At 65.5% G+C, this 14,750-nt stretch carries 13 protein-coding genes; 10 read left to right on the top strand and 3 right to left on the bottom strand.

Annotated elements, in window-relative coordinates:
- Positions 1-115 precede the first annotated feature (115 nt).
- The 10 genes from ACEN2S_RS05235 (at position 116) to ACEN2S_RS05280 (ending at position 10,939) form a co-directional block, all read left to right on the top strand.
- On the top strand, positions 116-1,339 hold the full coding sequence (locus tag ACEN2S_RS05235) for a CaiB/BaiF CoA transferase family protein (protein WP_441863308.1): 1,224 nt from the start codon (positions 116-118) through the stop codon (positions 1,337-1,339).
- A gap of 10 nt (positions 1,340-1,349) precedes the next feature.
- Positions 1,350-2,411, top strand: coding sequence for an acyl-CoA dehydrogenase family protein (locus tag ACEN2S_RS05240; protein ID WP_441863310.1), 1,062 nt, complete (start codon positions 1,350-1,352; stop codon positions 2,409-2,411).
- Positions 2,408-3,562, top strand: a complete 1,155-nt coding sequence (locus ACEN2S_RS05245; protein WP_441863312.1) for an acyl-CoA dehydrogenase family protein — start codon at positions 2,408-2,410, stop codon at positions 3,560-3,562. The genes ACEN2S_RS05240 and ACEN2S_RS05245 overlap by 4 nt, the downstream gene beginning before the upstream one ends.
- Positions 3,563-3,695: 133 nt before the next feature.
- Positions 3,696-4,826 carry a TAXI family TRAP transporter solute-binding subunit gene (locus ACEN2S_RS05250; protein WP_441863314.1) on the top strand — a complete coding sequence of 377 codons (1,131 nt, stop codon included), beginning with the start codon at positions 3,696-3,698 and terminating at the stop codon, positions 4,824-4,826.
- A 114-nt stretch (positions 4,827-4,940) separates the two neighbouring features.
- Positions 4,941-6,899 carry a TRAP transporter permease gene (locus ACEN2S_RS05255; protein ID WP_441863316.1) on the top strand — a complete coding sequence of 653 codons (1,959 nt, stop codon included), beginning with the start codon at positions 4,941-4,943 and terminating at the stop codon, positions 6,897-6,899.
- Positions 6,896-7,714, top strand: a complete 819-nt coding sequence (locus ACEN2S_RS05260) for an alpha/beta fold hydrolase (protein ID WP_441863319.1) — start codon at positions 6,896-6,898, stop codon at positions 7,712-7,714. The genes ACEN2S_RS05255 and ACEN2S_RS05260 overlap by 4 nt, the downstream gene beginning before the upstream one ends.
- Positions 7,714-8,907 carry a CaiB/BaiF CoA transferase family protein gene (locus ACEN2S_RS05265; RefSeq protein WP_441863320.1) on the top strand — a complete coding sequence of 398 codons (1,194 nt, stop codon included), beginning with the start codon at positions 7,714-7,716 and terminating at the stop codon, positions 8,905-8,907. Before ACEN2S_RS05260 ends, ACEN2S_RS05265 begins: the two co-directional genes overlap by 1 nt.
- Positions 8,904-9,530, top strand: a complete 627-nt coding sequence (locus tag ACEN2S_RS05270; protein ID WP_441863322.1) for a carboxymuconolactone decarboxylase family protein — start codon at positions 8,904-8,906, stop codon at positions 9,528-9,530. Before ACEN2S_RS05265 ends, ACEN2S_RS05270 begins: the two co-directional genes overlap by 4 nt.
- Before the next feature lie 6 nt (positions 9,531-9,536).
- Positions 9,537-10,163, top strand: coding sequence for a flavin reductase family protein (locus tag ACEN2S_RS05275; RefSeq protein WP_441863325.1), 627 nt, complete (start codon positions 9,537-9,539; stop codon positions 10,161-10,163).
- Positions 10,164-10,171: 8 nt separating this feature from the next.
- Positions 10,172-10,939, top strand: coding sequence for an enoyl-CoA hydratase/isomerase family protein (locus ACEN2S_RS05280; protein ID WP_441863327.1), 768 nt, complete (start codon positions 10,172-10,174; stop codon positions 10,937-10,939).
- A 46-nt stretch (positions 10,940-10,985) separates the two neighbouring features.
- Here ACEN2S_RS05280 and ACEN2S_RS05285 read toward each other — a convergent pair whose 3' ends face one another.
- The 3 genes from ACEN2S_RS05285 to ACEN2S_RS05295 all read right to left on the bottom strand — a co-directional run bounded on the left by ACEN2S_RS05285 (position 10,986) and on the right by ACEN2S_RS05295 (position 14,690).
- A complete protein-coding gene (locus ACEN2S_RS05285) occupies positions 10,986-11,738 on the bottom strand; it encodes a GntR family transcriptional regulator (protein ID WP_441863330.1) in 753 nt (250 codons plus the stop codon).
- A gap of 103 nt (positions 11,739-11,841) precedes the next feature.
- Entirely contained in the window at positions 11,842-12,507 is a 666-nt protein-coding gene (locus ACEN2S_RS05290; protein ID WP_441863333.1) for a glutathione S-transferase, read from the bottom strand.
- Positions 12,508-12,605: 98 nt separating this feature from the next.
- On the bottom strand, positions 12,606-14,690 hold the full coding sequence (locus ACEN2S_RS05295) for a 3-hydroxyacyl-CoA dehydrogenase NAD-binding domain-containing protein (protein ID WP_441863336.1): 2,085 nt from the start codon (positions 14,688-14,690) through the stop codon (positions 12,606-12,608).
- Positions 14,691-14,750 lie beyond the last annotated feature (60 nt).

The raw sequence follows: 14,750 nt of genomic DNA on the forward strand, positions 1-14,750 counted from the left end.
GCCCCGGGAAGCAGGGCCACCCCCTTCAAAGTGATAGAATCATAATTATAATTTTAAGGTTGCGCAAGGCGGGCTGGCGGTAGATGCTCCGCCCCATGAAGAGGGGGAGAAACCGATGGTCGGATGCCTTAGCCATATCCGGGTTCTGGATCTCAGCCGCGTCTTTGCCGGGCCATGGGCCGCCCAGATGCTGGCTGATTTTGGTGCAGATGTCGTCAAACTGGAGCATGTGAAGGGCGGTGATGACGTGCGCCGCATGGGGGTTCCGCATCTGGGACCGGACGGAGAGCCGACGGGAGAGACCTCAAGCTTTCTGGCGATGAACCGCGGCAAGCGATCGGTCGCGCTCGATCTGAAAGCACCCGAGGCACAGGCGCTGGTGCGCAAACTCATCGAGACATCCGACGTGCTGATCGAGAATTTCAAGACCGGCACGCTGGCACGGATGGGTCTGGATTACGAGGCCGTGGCCCGCATCAATCCCCGGCTGGTCTATTGTTCGATCACCGGTTTTGGCCAGACCGGGCCAATGGCGCATTTGCCCGGATATGACCCGATCTTTCAGGCCATGAGCGGGCTGTTGAGCATCACCGGCACAGGCGCGGGCCAACCCGGCGAGGGGCCCGCGCTGGTCGGCTATTCGATCTCGGACATCACCGCGGGGCAATATGCGGTTTCGGCGATTCTGGCCGCGCTCAATCACCGGGACGCCGTTTCGGGCGAAGGCCAGTTCATCGACATCGCGCTGTTGGACACTCAGATCCACGCCGCCTCGCATATGGCGATGAACTACCTGTCCTCCGGCACCTTGCCGCACCGCAACGGCACCGCCTCGCAGATCACCTGCCCCTGGCAGGCGTTCGACTGCGCCGACCGGCCGATCATGATTGCCATCGGCAATGATGCGCAATTCGGGCGCTTTGCCACCTATCTGGGGCTGGACGGCGTGGCGGATGATCCGCGCTATGCGACCAACCTTGCGCGCGTGCAAAATGCGCAAACGCTGGTCCCGATGATCGCAGAGAAATTGGCCCGCCGCTCGGCCGACACGGTCTATGCCGAGCTGGAGGCGATCAGCATTCCGGCGGGGCCGCTGAACGCCTTTGATGACACGTTCCGCATGCCACAGGTGCGGCACCGCGACCTCATCAAGACATTGGATCACCCCAGCGCGGGGCCCGTGCGCTACGTGGGCAATCCGGTGCAGATGTCGGGCTGCGATACGGGTGCCCGGCGGCATCCGCCACTTTTTGCCGAGCATACGGACGAGGTCCTGCGCGAGCTGGGGCTGGATGCGGACGAGATCGACGGTCTGCGGACCATCGGCGCGATCAGGTGAGGAAACAGGCATGGACGGAGCAATGAACGAAGATTGGGCCGAGAACGCCCGGATGATCGTCGACAGCGCGCGGGCCATCGTGCCCGCCGATGGCGCGCTGGAGCGCATCCGGCGCCTGCGCGGTGTCGGACCGGGGTTCGACCGCGCCGTGGTGGCCGAGGCCGGTGCGCTGGGGCTTTTCCTGATGCGGGTCCCCGAGGCGGCTGACGGCCTTGGCCTCGGGATGCGCGAGACCTGCGCGCTGATGCAGGTGCTGGGCCGCGGGCTGGTGCCCGAGCCCATCGGCGCAACGATCATGGCGGGCGCCTTGCTGGGCGCGGCCTTCCCCGAAGCGGCCGCAACCGGCGCGGCGGTGATGGTGACCGCCTGGCAGGACCGCCCCGGCACGCTGGACTGGCACGGTGGTGCGGCGTCGGGGCGTTTGTCCGGCACAAAGATCGCGGTGCCCGGCGCGGCAGGCGCAGACCTTTTTGCGGTGCTGACCGGCGCCGGGGTGGCGATTGTGCCCCGCGATGCCAAGGGCCTGACGGTGGAGAGTGCCGCGACGCTGGACGGCGGCCAGATCGGCGTGCTGCGGATGGATGCGGTCGACGCCCCCCTGCTGCCCTGCCCCACCGCAGGCGCGGTGATCGAAGACGCGGTGCTGGCGCATTCAGCCTATCTCCTTGGCCTCGCGGAACGCGCCTTTGAGATCACCCTCGACTACCTCAAGGTGCGCGAGCAGTTCGGACGGCCCATCGGCAGCTTTCAGGCGCTGCAGCACCGGGCGACCGAGATGAAGATCCGGCTGGAACTGCTGCGCGCCGCGGTTGCCGCAACTGCGCGGCGCTTTGACACCGGGGCCACAGCGGTGATCCGCGCCCGGGATGCCAACCGCTGCAAGCTGCGCGCGGCGGAGACAACCCTGCTGATCCTGCGCGAAGCGGTCCAGATGCATGGCGCGATGGGCATCACGGATGAGGCTGACATTGGCCTTTATGTGCGCAAAGCGATGACGGTGTCGAACCTGTTTGGCGCACCCCATGCGGTGCGCGCGCGACTGTCAACTGCCTTGGAGGAGGACGCGGCATGACCCGGACCACCGACTATAACGCGTTGCGCGATGATGATTTCCGCGCCCTTGTCCGCGGCTTTGTCGAGGCGGAATATCCCGACATACCCCGCTATCCGCTGGAACGGCTGCATTGGGATGTCGTGAAGCCCTGGTACATGGCGTTGGCCCGGCGTGGCTGGCTTTGCCCGACCTGGCCCGTCGCGCAGGGCGGCATGGGCCTTGGCGCAGGCAAGCATCTGATCATGATCGAAGAGCTGGAGCGCTATGGTGCCGCCCGCGTCCATGACATCGGGCCGGTGATGCTGGGACCGCTGTTGCTGAAATACGGAACCGCGGCGCAGAAGGCGCATTTCCTGCCGCGCATCCTGTCGGGTGAGGACATCTGGGCGCAGGGCTATTCCGAACCGGGTGCCGGGTCAGACCTCGCGGCGGTGCGCTGCGAAGCGGTGCAGGATGGCGCGGATTGGGTCATCAACGGTCAAAAGACCTGGACCACTTTGGGCATGGATGCCAATTGGATCTTCATCCTGGCCCGCACCGACAAGACGGTGAAAAAGCAGGCCGGGATCAGCTTTCTTCTGGTGCCGATGGACGCCCCGGGGGTGAGCACGCGGAACATTCGCAACCTTGGCGACGAGGATGAGTTTTGCGAAGTCTTCTTTGACGATGTCCGCGTTCCCCTGGACCATATTGTCGGCGGCGTGAACGAGGGATGGGCGGCCGCCAAGGCGCTTCTTGGCCATGAGCGGGTGTTCATCGGCGCACCCCGCCTCTCGGCCAGCGCCCTGGCACGTCTGGAGCGCCTGGCGCGTCGCGCGGGTCTCTGGGACGATCCGGTGTTCCGCGACCGTTTCGTCGCCCTGCATTGCGACGTGCTGGATCTGAGTGATCTGTTCGAGACCTATATGGACAAGCTGAACGGTGGCGCGCCGATTGGCGCCGATGTCTCCATGCTGAAGATCTTTCAGTCCGAACTTTACCAGCGAATCTCAGAGCTGATGATGGAGGTGGCGGCCGAGGAATCTGGCCTGGCCGCGCCGCCGGACGGGGATCGGCGGCTGCATGCAACCGCCACCTATTTGTCCGCCCGGCCCACCACGATCTTTGGCGGCTCAACCGAGATCCTGCGCAATGTCCTGTCCAAGGCCGTGCTGTGGCTGCCGGGCTGATCGCCCGCAAGCGCTTTTAAATACTAAAAACTATATCATTGATTCTTATGGTTCGATATTGTACCGTAAGCGTCAGGCGGTCTGAGGAGGCCGTGAGCGTTCAGCACAAAGAACGCGTTAGGGAGGAGAACAGATGTTTCATTCGGCTATACTGAGAGGCGCGGTGGTGGCCGTTGCCATGATCGCCGGCCAGACCGCCATCGCGCAGGAGGTCACCCTGCCGCGCACCATGGTCTGGACGTCCTACGATCTCGGCTCAACCGGCTATGTCGAGGCCTCGGCCATGGCGGACGCCCTTGACAAGGCCTATGGCACAACCGTGCGCCTGACGCCGTCGGGCACCGCCATCGGGCGGCTGCTGCCCCTCGTGCGCGGGCGCGCCACCTTTGGCTTCATGGGCAATGAGATCCTGTTTGCCTCCGATGGCACCTTTGAATTTGCCGCCAAGGATTGGGGACCACAGGATCTGCGCGTGCTGATGGGCCGCTCGGCAGCGGTTGGGCTTGTGGCGGGCGGAGATACGGAGATCCAGAGCACCGCGGATCTTGCCGGCGCCTCGGTTGGCTTCGTCGAGGCCAGCCCCTCGACCACGATGAACACCGAAGCCGCGCTGGCCTTCGCCAGGCTGACCCCCAAGGACGTCAAGGTTGTCATGTTCCCCGGCTACGGCGCCATGCTCTCGGCCTTTGTGGCCGGTGAGGTGGATGTGGTCCCGGTCACCACCACCGTCGCCGCGCTGCGCGAAGCAGAGGGCGGCCGCGGGTTCCGCTGGCTCGACATGCCCGCTTCGGACACCGAAGGCTGGAAACGCGTCGCCGCGAGCGCCTCGCTGTTTTCGCCGATTGAGATCACGCAAGGCGCGGGGATTTCGAAGGAAAACCCGGCTGAACTGCTGGGCTACCGCTACCCGCAGCTGACGACCGTGGCCAGCACCGATGATGAAGAGGTCTATAACCTGCTCAAGGCCATCGACCTGACCTTCTCGGCCTATGAAAGCGCCAGCACGGTGATGCCGCTGTGGAAACTCGACATCGCGGGCACCACGCCGGCGAGCGCGCCCTTCCACCCCGGCGCGATCAAATACCTGAAAGAGCGCGGGATCTGGACCGACGCGGACAGCGCCTGGAACGAGCAGCGCCTCGCCGAGATCGACGTTTCCAAGAAGAAATGGGCCGATGCGCTGGCCAAGGCGGATGCCGAAGGCGTCTCGGATGCGGATTGGCCCGCCTATTGGGAAGCCTACCGCACCTCGGCCACCGAGTAATCCGGCCCCGCGCCGCACGGCATAGAGACACCCTCCCCCGCGGTTTGGCGCGGGGGCACGCTTTCCCTGGCCCCCCACGCCTCAGCTGTCGTCCTTCGTTGAAAGGTCAGTTCCATGTCATCCGAAATCTCCCCGGAAGCCCCTGCCCTCGCCCGCTTCTGGCGTGTGCAAGGCCAGCGCATCTCCGGCATCGCCTGGTTCGTCGTCTTTGGTCTGTCGCTGGTGGGCCTGGCGATCATCACCAACCAGGTCTTCAACCTGCAGGTTCTGGGTTTCCGCCCGATCAGCACCGGGTATTACTACATCGTCCTCGGCCTGTTCCTGCCGGTGGCCTTTTTGTGCACGCCCGCCCGCCCGGCGGATCGTGCTTCGGTGCGCTGGTATGACTGGATTCTGGCCGCGGGCGCCTTTGGCACCTGCCTCTATTTTGCCAACCACACCAATGAAATCCTTTACAGTGGCTGGGAATTCGAAGCGCCGCTGCCGGTGATTGGCCTCGCCACGCTTCTGGTGCTGTTCTCGCTGGAGGCCGTGCGCCGCTGCGCGGGTTTCCCGCTGTTTGTCATCTGCGCCGTCTTTGCGGTGTTCCCGCTCTTTGCAGGCTCGATGCCCGGTTTCCTCTGGGGTGTGCAGATGTCGTTCAGCGAAACGATGCTCAGCCATTCGCTGGGTGTCGAGAGCATCATCGGCATTCCGATCCGGGTGATCGCCGACCTGCTGATTGGCTTTATCGTCTTTGGCGTCGCGCTGACCGTCTCCGGCGGTGGTGTCTTCTTCATGGATTTCGCCAGCGCGCTGATGGGGCACAGCCGGGGCGGCCCGGCCAAGGTCGCCATCCTGTCGTCGGGCTTCTTCGGCTCGCTTTCGGGCAGCGTCATCTCAAATGTCATCTCGACCGGGTCGATGACGATCCCCACCATGAAAAGATGCGGCTACCCCGCCTCTTATGCCGCGGCGGTGGAGGCCTGCGCCTCGACGGGCGGGGCGCTGATGCCGCCGGTCATGGGGTCGGTCGCCTTCGTGATGGCCTCGTTCATGAACGTTCCGTATGCCGACATCATGGTGGCGGCGACGGTGCCCGCGCTGCTCTTTTACCTCGTGCTGCTGATCCAGACGGACTTTTACGCCGCGCGCAATGGCCTCAAGGGCCTGCCCAAGGACCAGCTGCCCAAGCTGTGGCTGGTGTTGCGCTCGGGCTGGATTTACCTGCTCAGCCTTGCCGCCCTGGTCTGGCTCCTCCTGGCCACCAACGCCGAGGCAAAGGCGCCTTTCTACATCACCGTCCTTCTGGTCATCGCCGCGATGATCCGCGAGCGCAAGAGCGGGATCCTGACCCCCGTGGTCGGGGTGATCATGGAGGCGGGCGCCACCATCGGCATGCTGGTCGGTGTGCTCGCCGGGGTCGGCATGGTCGTTGGCGCTTTGGCGATCACCGGGGTGGGCAATGCGTTCAGCCGCGAGCTGGTGCAATATGCGGGCGGCAATCCCTATCTGCTGTTGCTGTTCGGCGCGCTCACCAGCTTCATCCTCGGCATGGGGATGACCGTGTCGGCCTGCTACATCTTTCTGGCGGTTGTGCTGGCCCCTGCCCTCGTGGATGCCGGGTTCAGCCAGATGGCCTCGCATCTTTTCATTCTCTACTGGGCGATGCTGTCCTACATCACACCCCCGGTGGCGATGGCGGCGGTGGCGGCGGCCTCGATTGCGCAGGCCCCGGCGATGAAGACGGGCCTGACGGCGATGCGGCTGGGGGCGATCCTCTTTGTGCTGCCCTTCCTCTTTGTGCTGAACCCCAGCCTCATTCTCGAGGGCGATGTGCCCCATATCATGCTGGCGGTCTCCACGGCGATCCTGTCGATCCTGATGCTGGCTGCCGCCTCGGAGCGCTGGATCTACCTTTTGGCGCGCCGGGCGAAGGGCTGGGAGGCGGCGGTGCTGCTGGTCGGCGGTCTCTGCCTGCTGATCCCCGAGCGGATCACCGATCTTCTGGGCCTCGTGGCGCTCGCCATCGTGATGGGTGCGGGCTATGTCACCCGCCCCCGCGCCGCCCTGAGCAAGGAGGCCACAGAATGAGCCGCGCGCTGAGCGTCACCACGCAGGACGGCACAAGGCTGAACGCCCGGATCGACGGGCCGGAGGCAGCTCCCTGGGTGGTCTTTTCGAACTCCGTGCTGACCGATCTCTCGGTCTGGGATGATCAGATCGCGGCCCTGACGGACCGCTACCGCATCCTGCGCTATGACCAGCGCGGCCACGGCGCCTCCGAGGTCACCGCGCGGCCGCTGGATTTCACGGTCTATGGTGGCGATCTGATCGCGGTGATGGACGCCGCCGGGGCCGCGCGCGCCACGCTGGTGGGGCTGTCGATGGGCTGCCCGACGGCGCTTGCCGCCGCGGCCGCGGCACCGTCCCGCATCACGGCTTTCGTGGCGGTCGATGGTGTCGTCAAAAGCGCGGCGGGCCGCGAGGCCTTCTGGGCCGCGCAGCGCGAGAGCGCCCGCACGCAGGGCATGCAGAGCCTCGCAACCGCCACCACCACACGCTGGCTGCCGGGCGTGGACAACGCCGACCCCCGGGCACAACGCCTGAGCCGGATGATTGCGGCCACCCCGGTCGAGGGCTTTGCCGCCGCCACCCATGCGCTGGCCGCTTATGATCAATCGCCCGCGGTTCCCTTGACCTGCCCCGTCCTCGCCATCGCGGGTGAAAACGACGGTGCCATGCCGGGAACGATGCGGGGGCAATTCGGCGCCTTCCCGGATGCCCGGATCGCGATCATTCCCGGCGCGGGCCATCTGCCGAACCTGCAAAATCCCGATGCTTTCAACACCACGCTCGTCGGGTTTCTCGACGCGAATGCCTTTGCGAACGACAAGGAGACCGCATAATGTCAGGTCCGCTTTCCCACATCCGTGTCCTCGACCTCAGCCGGATCATGGCCGGTCCCTGGAGCGGCCAGATCCTCGCCGATCTGGGCGCAGACGTCATCAAGATCGAGCGGACCGGTGAGGGCGATGACACGCGCCGCTGGGGGCCGCCCTTCCTTCAGGATCAGGCGGGAAACCCCACGCAGGAGGCGGGCTACTACCTCTCGGTCAACCGCGGCAAACGCTCGGTCGAGCTGGATCTGAAATCCGCCGAGGGCCGCGCCGCCGTGCGCGCGCTGGCGGCAGAGAGCGACATCGTGCTGGAGAATTTCAAGACCGGGACGCTGGATCAGATGGGCCTTGGCTATGCCGATCTGAAAGCGGTCAATCCCCGGCTGATCTATTGTTCGATCACCGGTTTCGGGCTGACCGGGCCGATGGCGGGGGACGCGGCCTATGACTTCATGATCCAGGGCATGGGCGGGTTGATGAGCGTGACCGGCGGCGCCGATGACACGCCGGGCGGCGGGCCGCAAAAGGTGGGCGTGCCGATCGTGGACATCATGACCGGCATGTATGCCACCATCGGGGTGCTCGCGGCGCTGGCGAACCGGGATCAGACCGGCAAGGGCGACCACATTGATCTGGCGATGCTGGATGTCTCGGTCGCGATGCTGGCAAATCAGGCGATGAACTACCTCGTCTCGGGCCAGCCGCCGGTACGGCGCGGCAACCGGCACCCCAATATCCAGCCGCAGAATGTCTATCCTGTCGCCGATGGCCATATCGTGCTGGCGGTGGGTAATGACGGACAGTTCCGCAAATTTGCCACGGCCATCGGGCGCGCTGAACTGGCTGACGATCCGGATTATGCCACCAATGCCGCGCGGGTCGAAAACCTGCCCGCCCTTGAGGCGCTGCTGATCGCCGCCCTTGCATCGGGGACGGTCGACCATTGGGTCGCCACCTTTGCCAAGGCCGGCGTCCCCTCCGGCCCGATCAACACCGTGGACCGGGTTTTTGAGGAACCGCAGGTCAAACACCGTCAGATGTTGCGCGAGATTCCGCATCCGCTTGGTGGCGCGCTGAAACAGGTGGTGAGCCCGCTGAACTTCGCCAATGCGCCGCTGCGCTATGAGACCGCGCCGCCGCTGCTCGGCCAGCACACGCAAGAGGTTCTCGAGGCCCTCGGACTGGGGAGGGCATGCGCATGAACACCCGCGTGGACAGGCCCCGCGATGCCGGACGCATCAGCTTTCCGACCCCCGACACGATGACGCCCGCGCAGCTCGCGGTCTATGAGCAGATCGTCTCCGGCCCGCGTGGCACCTTGGTCGGCCCGCTGCGGGCGGCCCTGCACAATCCGGTGCTGGCGGACCGCTGGCAAAGGCTGGGGCAGGTGTTGCGGTTTGAAACCTCGATCCCGACGCGGCTGAATGAGCTGGCTATTCTGGTGACAGCCCGGCGCTGGAACAGCGATCTGGAATGGGCGATCCATGCCCGCGACGCAGAGCGCGCCGGGCTCGAGACCGCGATCACCGACGCCATCCGCCTCTGTGCACTGCCGGATTTCGGCACCGATGCTGCGGCATGCGAAGTCTATGAATTCGCGCGCCAGATCCTCGAGACGGGCGATGTCGACCCGCGGACCTACAGCGCCGTGGTGACCCGTTGGGGGGAAGTGGGCGCGGTCGAACTCACAGCGGTGGTGGGCTATTACTCGATGGTGGCGATGACGCTGAATGTGCACCGCATCCCCCTGCCCGAGGAATTTGATGCCTCCCTTCAGCACAGGCAAGGCGATCTCAGCCGCATGCCTGCCGCAAACGGAGCCTGAGACCAGATGTTTTACGACCCCAGAACCGAGGCCCATGGTCTGCCGCACAATCCCTGGCTGGCCCTGATCGTGCCGCGTCCTATCGGCTGGATCTCCACCCTGTCGCGCGACGGGGTGCCGAACCTTGCACCCTATTCTTGCTTCAACGCAATTTCAGGCAAGCCACCCTTTGTGGTGTTTTCCTCTGACAGCCCCAAGGACAGCGTCACCAATGCCGAAGAGACCGGGTATTTCTGCGTCAATATCGCGACCTTTCCGCTGCGCGAACAGATGAACCGGTCGGGGGCGGCATGGCCCCCGGGCACCGATGAATTCGCCCAGACCGGCCTGACCGCCGTCGCCTGCGAAAACATCCCCTGCCCCCGGGTCGGCGAGTCTCCGGTGTCCATCGAATGCCGGTTGTCGCAGATCCTCACGCTGACGCCGTCCAACGGCACGCCCTGCCTGAACCGCGTCGCCATCGGCGAGGTTGTGGGCATCCACATCGACGAGAGCGTGCTTTCGGACGGACTCGTCGATGTCGAGCTTTTGCAGCCCTTGGGGCGCATGGGGTATATGGAATACACCGTGCCCCCCCGCTCTTTCACCATGACGCGGCCGGTTCTGGACACAGCCGCTGCCCAGCAGGATTGAACCCCGACATGAGCCAGTACGACACACTGACCCTTGAGGTGCAGGACCACGTCGCGACACTCACCCTTTCCCGCCCGCCGGTGAATGCGCAAAACAACCGCTTGCGCGAAGAGTTGGCGCAGGTCATCGACATGCTGGGCGACCGGCGGGACGTGCGCGCCATCGTGCTGACCGGCGCGGGCAAGGCCTTCTCGGCCGGGGCCGACCTGTCCGAGCGCCCGACGCAGGATCCCGGACACTACACCGCCCATAACCGCCGTGTGCGCGCCAGTTTTGACTGCCTGCTGGAATGCCCCAAGCCGATCATTGCCGCGGTGAACGGTGCCGCCATTGGTGCCGGCTGCGTGACGGCGCTCTGCTGTGACATCATCGTGACCTCGGACAAGGGCTTTTTGCAGATGACCGAGGTCAATGTTGGCTTGGCGGGCGGTGTCGCCCATGTGCGGCGGCATTTCGGCGAGTCCGATGCCCGGCTTCTGATCCTGACCGCGCGCCGCATCTATGGGCCCGAGCTGTTGCGGATGAACGTGGCCTCGGCCTGCACATCGCCCGAGGATCTGCTGCCGACCGCGCAGGGCATCGCCGCCGAGATTGCCAAGGCCAGCCCCTCGGCCGTGGCCGCCGCCAAAAAGTCATTTCAGGTGACCGAAGGCATGTCGATCTATGACGCCTACCGCTTTGAACAGGGCCAGACCAAGGCGCTCTCGACCTCAGAGGATAGTGCCGAGGCGATGGCCGCTTTCCGGGAAAAGCGCCCACCTGTGTTCAAAGACTGATCCGGCGTTGCAAGGATGAAGCCCTGACGTCGCGCCGGGCGCGGCGTCAGCGCAGCTTGACCGAAATCTTCATCATGTCGCCCCGGTAGGTGCCATCAGCCAGCAAGATGATGTCACCATCCTGATTGACCGCGATCCGCTGCACCTTGGCCACCGGGTCGCCGAGCGAGATGTTCAGCTCGCTCGCCGTCTCCAGATCGGCCGAGCTGATGGTGACGATCTGCACGGCATCCTCAATGGACTGGCCGGGCAGATCCGCGATCAGCCGCATCGCCGTCACCCGGGCATAGGCATCCTCGGGGATCGCCGACAACAGCCGTTCGTCCACGTAGATATCCCCGAGCAGAAAAGCCACGCCATCGCGGCTGTGCCGCCGACGCAGATGGCGATAGGACGCTGCGGGCGTGCCGATCTCGCTCTCGCGGCGGGGCAGCTGCACGCCGCGCTCGTCGCCCTTGATCTCGATCGTGGCATTGTCCCGCGCGATCAGCATCCCAGACCAGTCGGTCTTGACCTCGCACCACAGGTCCCGCTTCGGCCGCTCGATCACAAAGGTGCCCTTGGCGCGCAGGCGCTCGATCAGCCCTTCGCCCTCAAGGATGTTCAGCGCCTGCCGGATCGTCATCGTCGCCACGCCGCATTGCTCGGCGAGTTCCTTGACCGTGGGGATCTGGGTCCCGATGGCCCATTCACCCACCTCAATGCGCTGGCGAAACAGGCTGGCCAGCTGAATATAGCGCGAGACATTGCTCTTTTGGAGCGCCTTTGCCGTCGCGTTCTCGACTTTGCCCTCCGGCATTCCTTATCCCTCGCTTGTCGTGCGCCACCAGTTGACATGTGTCTTCGGCATATACAAAGACTAAATCTAGTTTTACACCACAAACAAAGACCCGGCACGGCTTTCATTTGGCAAAGCGGAGCTTTCCCTGCGTCACATCATTGCCCTGCGGCAGGTCGTCGGACACGGTGGTCGCTGCAACCGATGCGCGCGCAGCCCAGAGCGCCTCGGTTGCCGCAAGACGCGGCGCATGCTGCCGCCAGCCACAGTCTGCCCAGCGAAAATCCAGCTGACCCAAGGCACAGATGACGGCGATCTGCCCGACCCCGAAGGGGGCCGCACGCAAGGCATCCGCCTCGGCTTCCAGCTGCGCGATGACGGCGCGCACCTTGGTTTGCCAGCCCTCCGTGACCGCCTGCCACGGCCCGGTGTCACGCGTCAGTTCGGTCCGCCAGAGCAGGAGAATATCGGTCAGCCCGTCGCCGAGCGCCTCCCAGCGCAGCTGCCGGATCTGCGCTTCGGGATCCGCAGGAACCAGCGCGCCGCCCGCCCGCAGGCTCAGATAGGCGCAGATCACGCGGCTGTCGAACAGCACCAAACCCTCTTCGGTCACCAGCGCCGGAATTTTGCCCAAAGGGTTGTCGGCCAGCACCGCCGGGTTTGGCGGCAGATGCAGGGCAACGACCGAGCGCACCTGCTCGACCTCGGCCAAGAGTTGCGTCTCATGCAGGGCGATCATCACTTTGCGCACAAAGGGAGAGCGCGGTGACCAGTGCAGCTTCATGACCATCAAAACCCCTCCGACGTGATCGTTTTTTCAGGCCCGGCGGTACCGGAATGCCCCGCCCGGGTGCGATTTTGGTCACAAGTGAACATCTTTTGCATCGCTCAATCCTCCGATCCAGCGGTGAGTTGCGCGAGGAACTCCTCCACGGGACCGGCACGGAACCCATGGCCGACCGCCTCCGCCAGCGCCGCCATATCTGCGGCGAGGGCGCCCTGATCCTGCCGCGCCGCCCAATAGAGCGGCCCGCCCCGCCACCGCGGAAACCCATAGCCGTTGGTCAGGACCACATCCACATCCGAAGGCCGCTGCGCAACGCCCTCCGCCAGCAAAAGCGCCGCCTCATTCACAATGGCGGCCATCAGCTGCCGCTGGATCGTCAGCGCATCATAGGTCACCGGGGCGACCCCGGCAGCCGTCCGCGCCTTGGCGATCACCTCGGCAACCTCCGGGTCCGGCATCGGCTTGCCGGTGCCGTAACTGTACCAGCCTTTGCCGGTCTTGCGGCCAAAACGACCCGCCGCGCAGAGGCTGTCAGGGATGGTGACATAGCGCGCCTGAGGGTCGCGCGTGGCGGCCTGCCGTTTGCGCATCGCCCAGGCAATGTCCAGGCCAGACATATCGGCCACCGCGAAGGGCCCCATCGCAAAGCCAAAGGCCTGAATGGCCGCATCCACCTCCTCCGGCGCGGCACCATCCAGCACGAACAGCTCGGCCCGGCGGCGGTAGGCGGCGTAGATGCGGTTGCCGATGAACCCCTCGGCCACGCGCGCGACCACCGGCTGTTTGCCAAGCTTGCGCGCGAAGGACAGTGCCGAGGCCAGAACCGGCGCCGAGGTCTGCGCCGCTCGCACCACTTCCAGCAAAGGCATGATGTCTGCCGGGCTGAAGAAATGCAGCCCCACCACGCGCGCCGGATGTGCCAGCCCTGCGACCATCTCCTCGATGTCAAGATAGGAGGTGTTGGTGGCGATGATCGCCTGCGGTTTCAGCGCCGCATCGAGGCCGGACAGGACAATGCGTTTCACCGCCATCTCTTCGAAAACCGCCTCGATCACCAGATCACATTCGGTCAGCGCCCCATAGCGCACCGCACCGGTGAGAGCGGCTTGCTGCGCACGGGCGGCCTCCGGCGACAGGCGTCCCTTGCCAACCTGCGCCTCAAGGCTGGCGGTGAGGGAGGTCATCGCCTTCTCCAGCATCACCGCATCGCGCTCGACCAAAGTCACCCGCAAACCCGCCGCAAGAAGGGCGCGGACGATCCCCTGCCCCATGGTGCCACCGCCGACAACGCCCACGGAGGCAATTTTCGTGGCAGAGGCCCCGTCGATGCCCGCGACCGACGCCGCGCGGCGCTCGGCAAAGAACAGATAGCGCAGCGCCAGCGCATCTTCGCCCAGACGCAGATCCTGAAAGACCGCGCGCTCATCGCGCAGCGCTTCTGCGCCATCGCCCGCACCGGCAGCCCGGATCAGCCGGATCGCTTCAGCGACATTGGGCCGCCTCTTGCCCCGGCGCAGGGCGCGGGCGGCGGCGGCGTCGATCACCGCCGGCGCTTCGGGGGGCGGGTCCCTCTGGATGATGTGCCGTTTGGGCCGGCCCTGCACCGCCAGAAAATCCAGGGCGCCCTGCAACAGATCCCCCTCGACCACGGCATCGATCAGGCCATCGGCCAACGCGGTCTCGGCGGGGATGCGGGCGGCATCACAGATCAACGCAATCGCACGGCTGACGCCGGTCAGACGCGGCAGGCGCTGGGTGCCCCCAGCCCCCGGCACGAAACCCAATGAAACTTCGGGCAGGCCCAGCATCGTGCCCGGCGCGGCGAGACGGTAATCGCAGCCCAAAGCCAGTTCCAGACCGCCCCCCAAGGCCACACCATGCAGCGCGGCCACCACCGGGAAGGCAGCGGCCTCGATCGCGGCAATCACATCCGGCAATTCCGGCGCCTGCAGCGGCTTGCCAAATTCGCGCAGATCAGAGCCTGCGATGAAGCAACGGCCAGCGCCCATCACCACCGCCGCGGTTGCGCCCGCCGCCACGGCCTGCGCGATCCCCGACACCAGCCCGTCACGTACCGCATGCGCGCCCGCATTGACCGGCGGATTGTCGATGCAGAGCACGGCGACCTCGCCCCGCATCTCAAAGCCGACACGGCCGGTGGCGACGGGGGTGGTTTGGCTTTGCATGGGGGCTCCTCCTTCAGCACGTCCGCGCGGCGCAGGACCGGCGCCGCCTTCGTCGTTGTA

The sequence above is a fragment of the Phaeovulum sp. W22_SRMD_FR3 genome, from assembly GCF_052113705.1.
GTDB lineage: Bacteria > Pseudomonadota > Alphaproteobacteria > Rhodobacterales > Rhodobacteraceae > JBGQOG01.

What these genes read in the sequence shown, in the direction of transcription:
- ACEN2S_RS05260 (WP_441863319.1), top strand. Translation starts at nt 6,896, where the DNA reads ATGAGCCGCGCGCTGAGCGTCACCACGCAGGACGGCACAAGGCTGAAC.
- ACEN2S_RS05240 (WP_441863310.1), top strand. Translation starts at nt 1,350, where the DNA reads ATGGACGGAGCAATGAACGAAGATTGGGCCGAGAACGCCCGGATGATC.
- ACEN2S_RS05235 (WP_441863308.1), top strand. Translation starts at nt 116, where the DNA reads ATGGTCGGATGCCTTAGCCATATCCGGGTTCTGGATCTCAGCCGCGTC.
- ACEN2S_RS05265 (WP_441863320.1), top strand. Translation starts at nt 7,714, where the DNA reads ATGTCAGGTCCGCTTTCCCACATCCGTGTCCTCGACCTCAGCCGGATC.
- ACEN2S_RS05280 (WP_441863327.1), top strand. Translation starts at nt 10,172, where the DNA reads ATGAGCCAGTACGACACACTGACCCTTGAGGTGCAGGACCACGTCGCG.
- ACEN2S_RS05275 (WP_441863325.1), top strand. Translation starts at nt 9,537, where the DNA reads ATGTTTTACGACCCCAGAACCGAGGCCCATGGTCTGCCGCACAATCCC.
- ACEN2S_RS05295 (WP_441863336.1), bottom strand. Translation starts at nt 14,690, where the DNA reads ATGCAAAGCCAAACCACCCCCGTCGCCACCGGCCGTGTCGGCTTTGAG.
- ACEN2S_RS05285 (WP_441863330.1), bottom strand. Translation starts at nt 11,738, where the DNA reads ATGCCGGAGGGCAAAGTCGAGAACGCGACGGCAAAGGCGCTCCAAAAG.
- ACEN2S_RS05290 (WP_441863333.1), bottom strand. Translation starts at nt 12,507, where the DNA reads ATGGTCATGAAGCTGCACTGGTCACCGCGCTCTCCCTTTGTGCGCAAA.
- ACEN2S_RS05255 (WP_441863316.1), top strand. Translation starts at nt 4,941, where the DNA reads ATGTCATCCGAAATCTCCCCGGAAGCCCCTGCCCTCGCCCGCTTCTGG.
- ACEN2S_RS05270 (WP_441863322.1), top strand. Translation starts at nt 8,904, where the DNA reads ATGAACACCCGCGTGGACAGGCCCCGCGATGCCGGACGCATCAGCTTT.
- ACEN2S_RS05245 (WP_441863312.1), top strand. Translation starts at nt 2,408, where the DNA reads ATGACCCGGACCACCGACTATAACGCGTTGCGCGATGATGATTTCCGC.
- ACEN2S_RS05250 (WP_441863314.1), top strand. Translation starts at nt 3,696, where the DNA reads ATGTTTCATTCGGCTATACTGAGAGGCGCGGTGGTGGCCGTTGCCATG.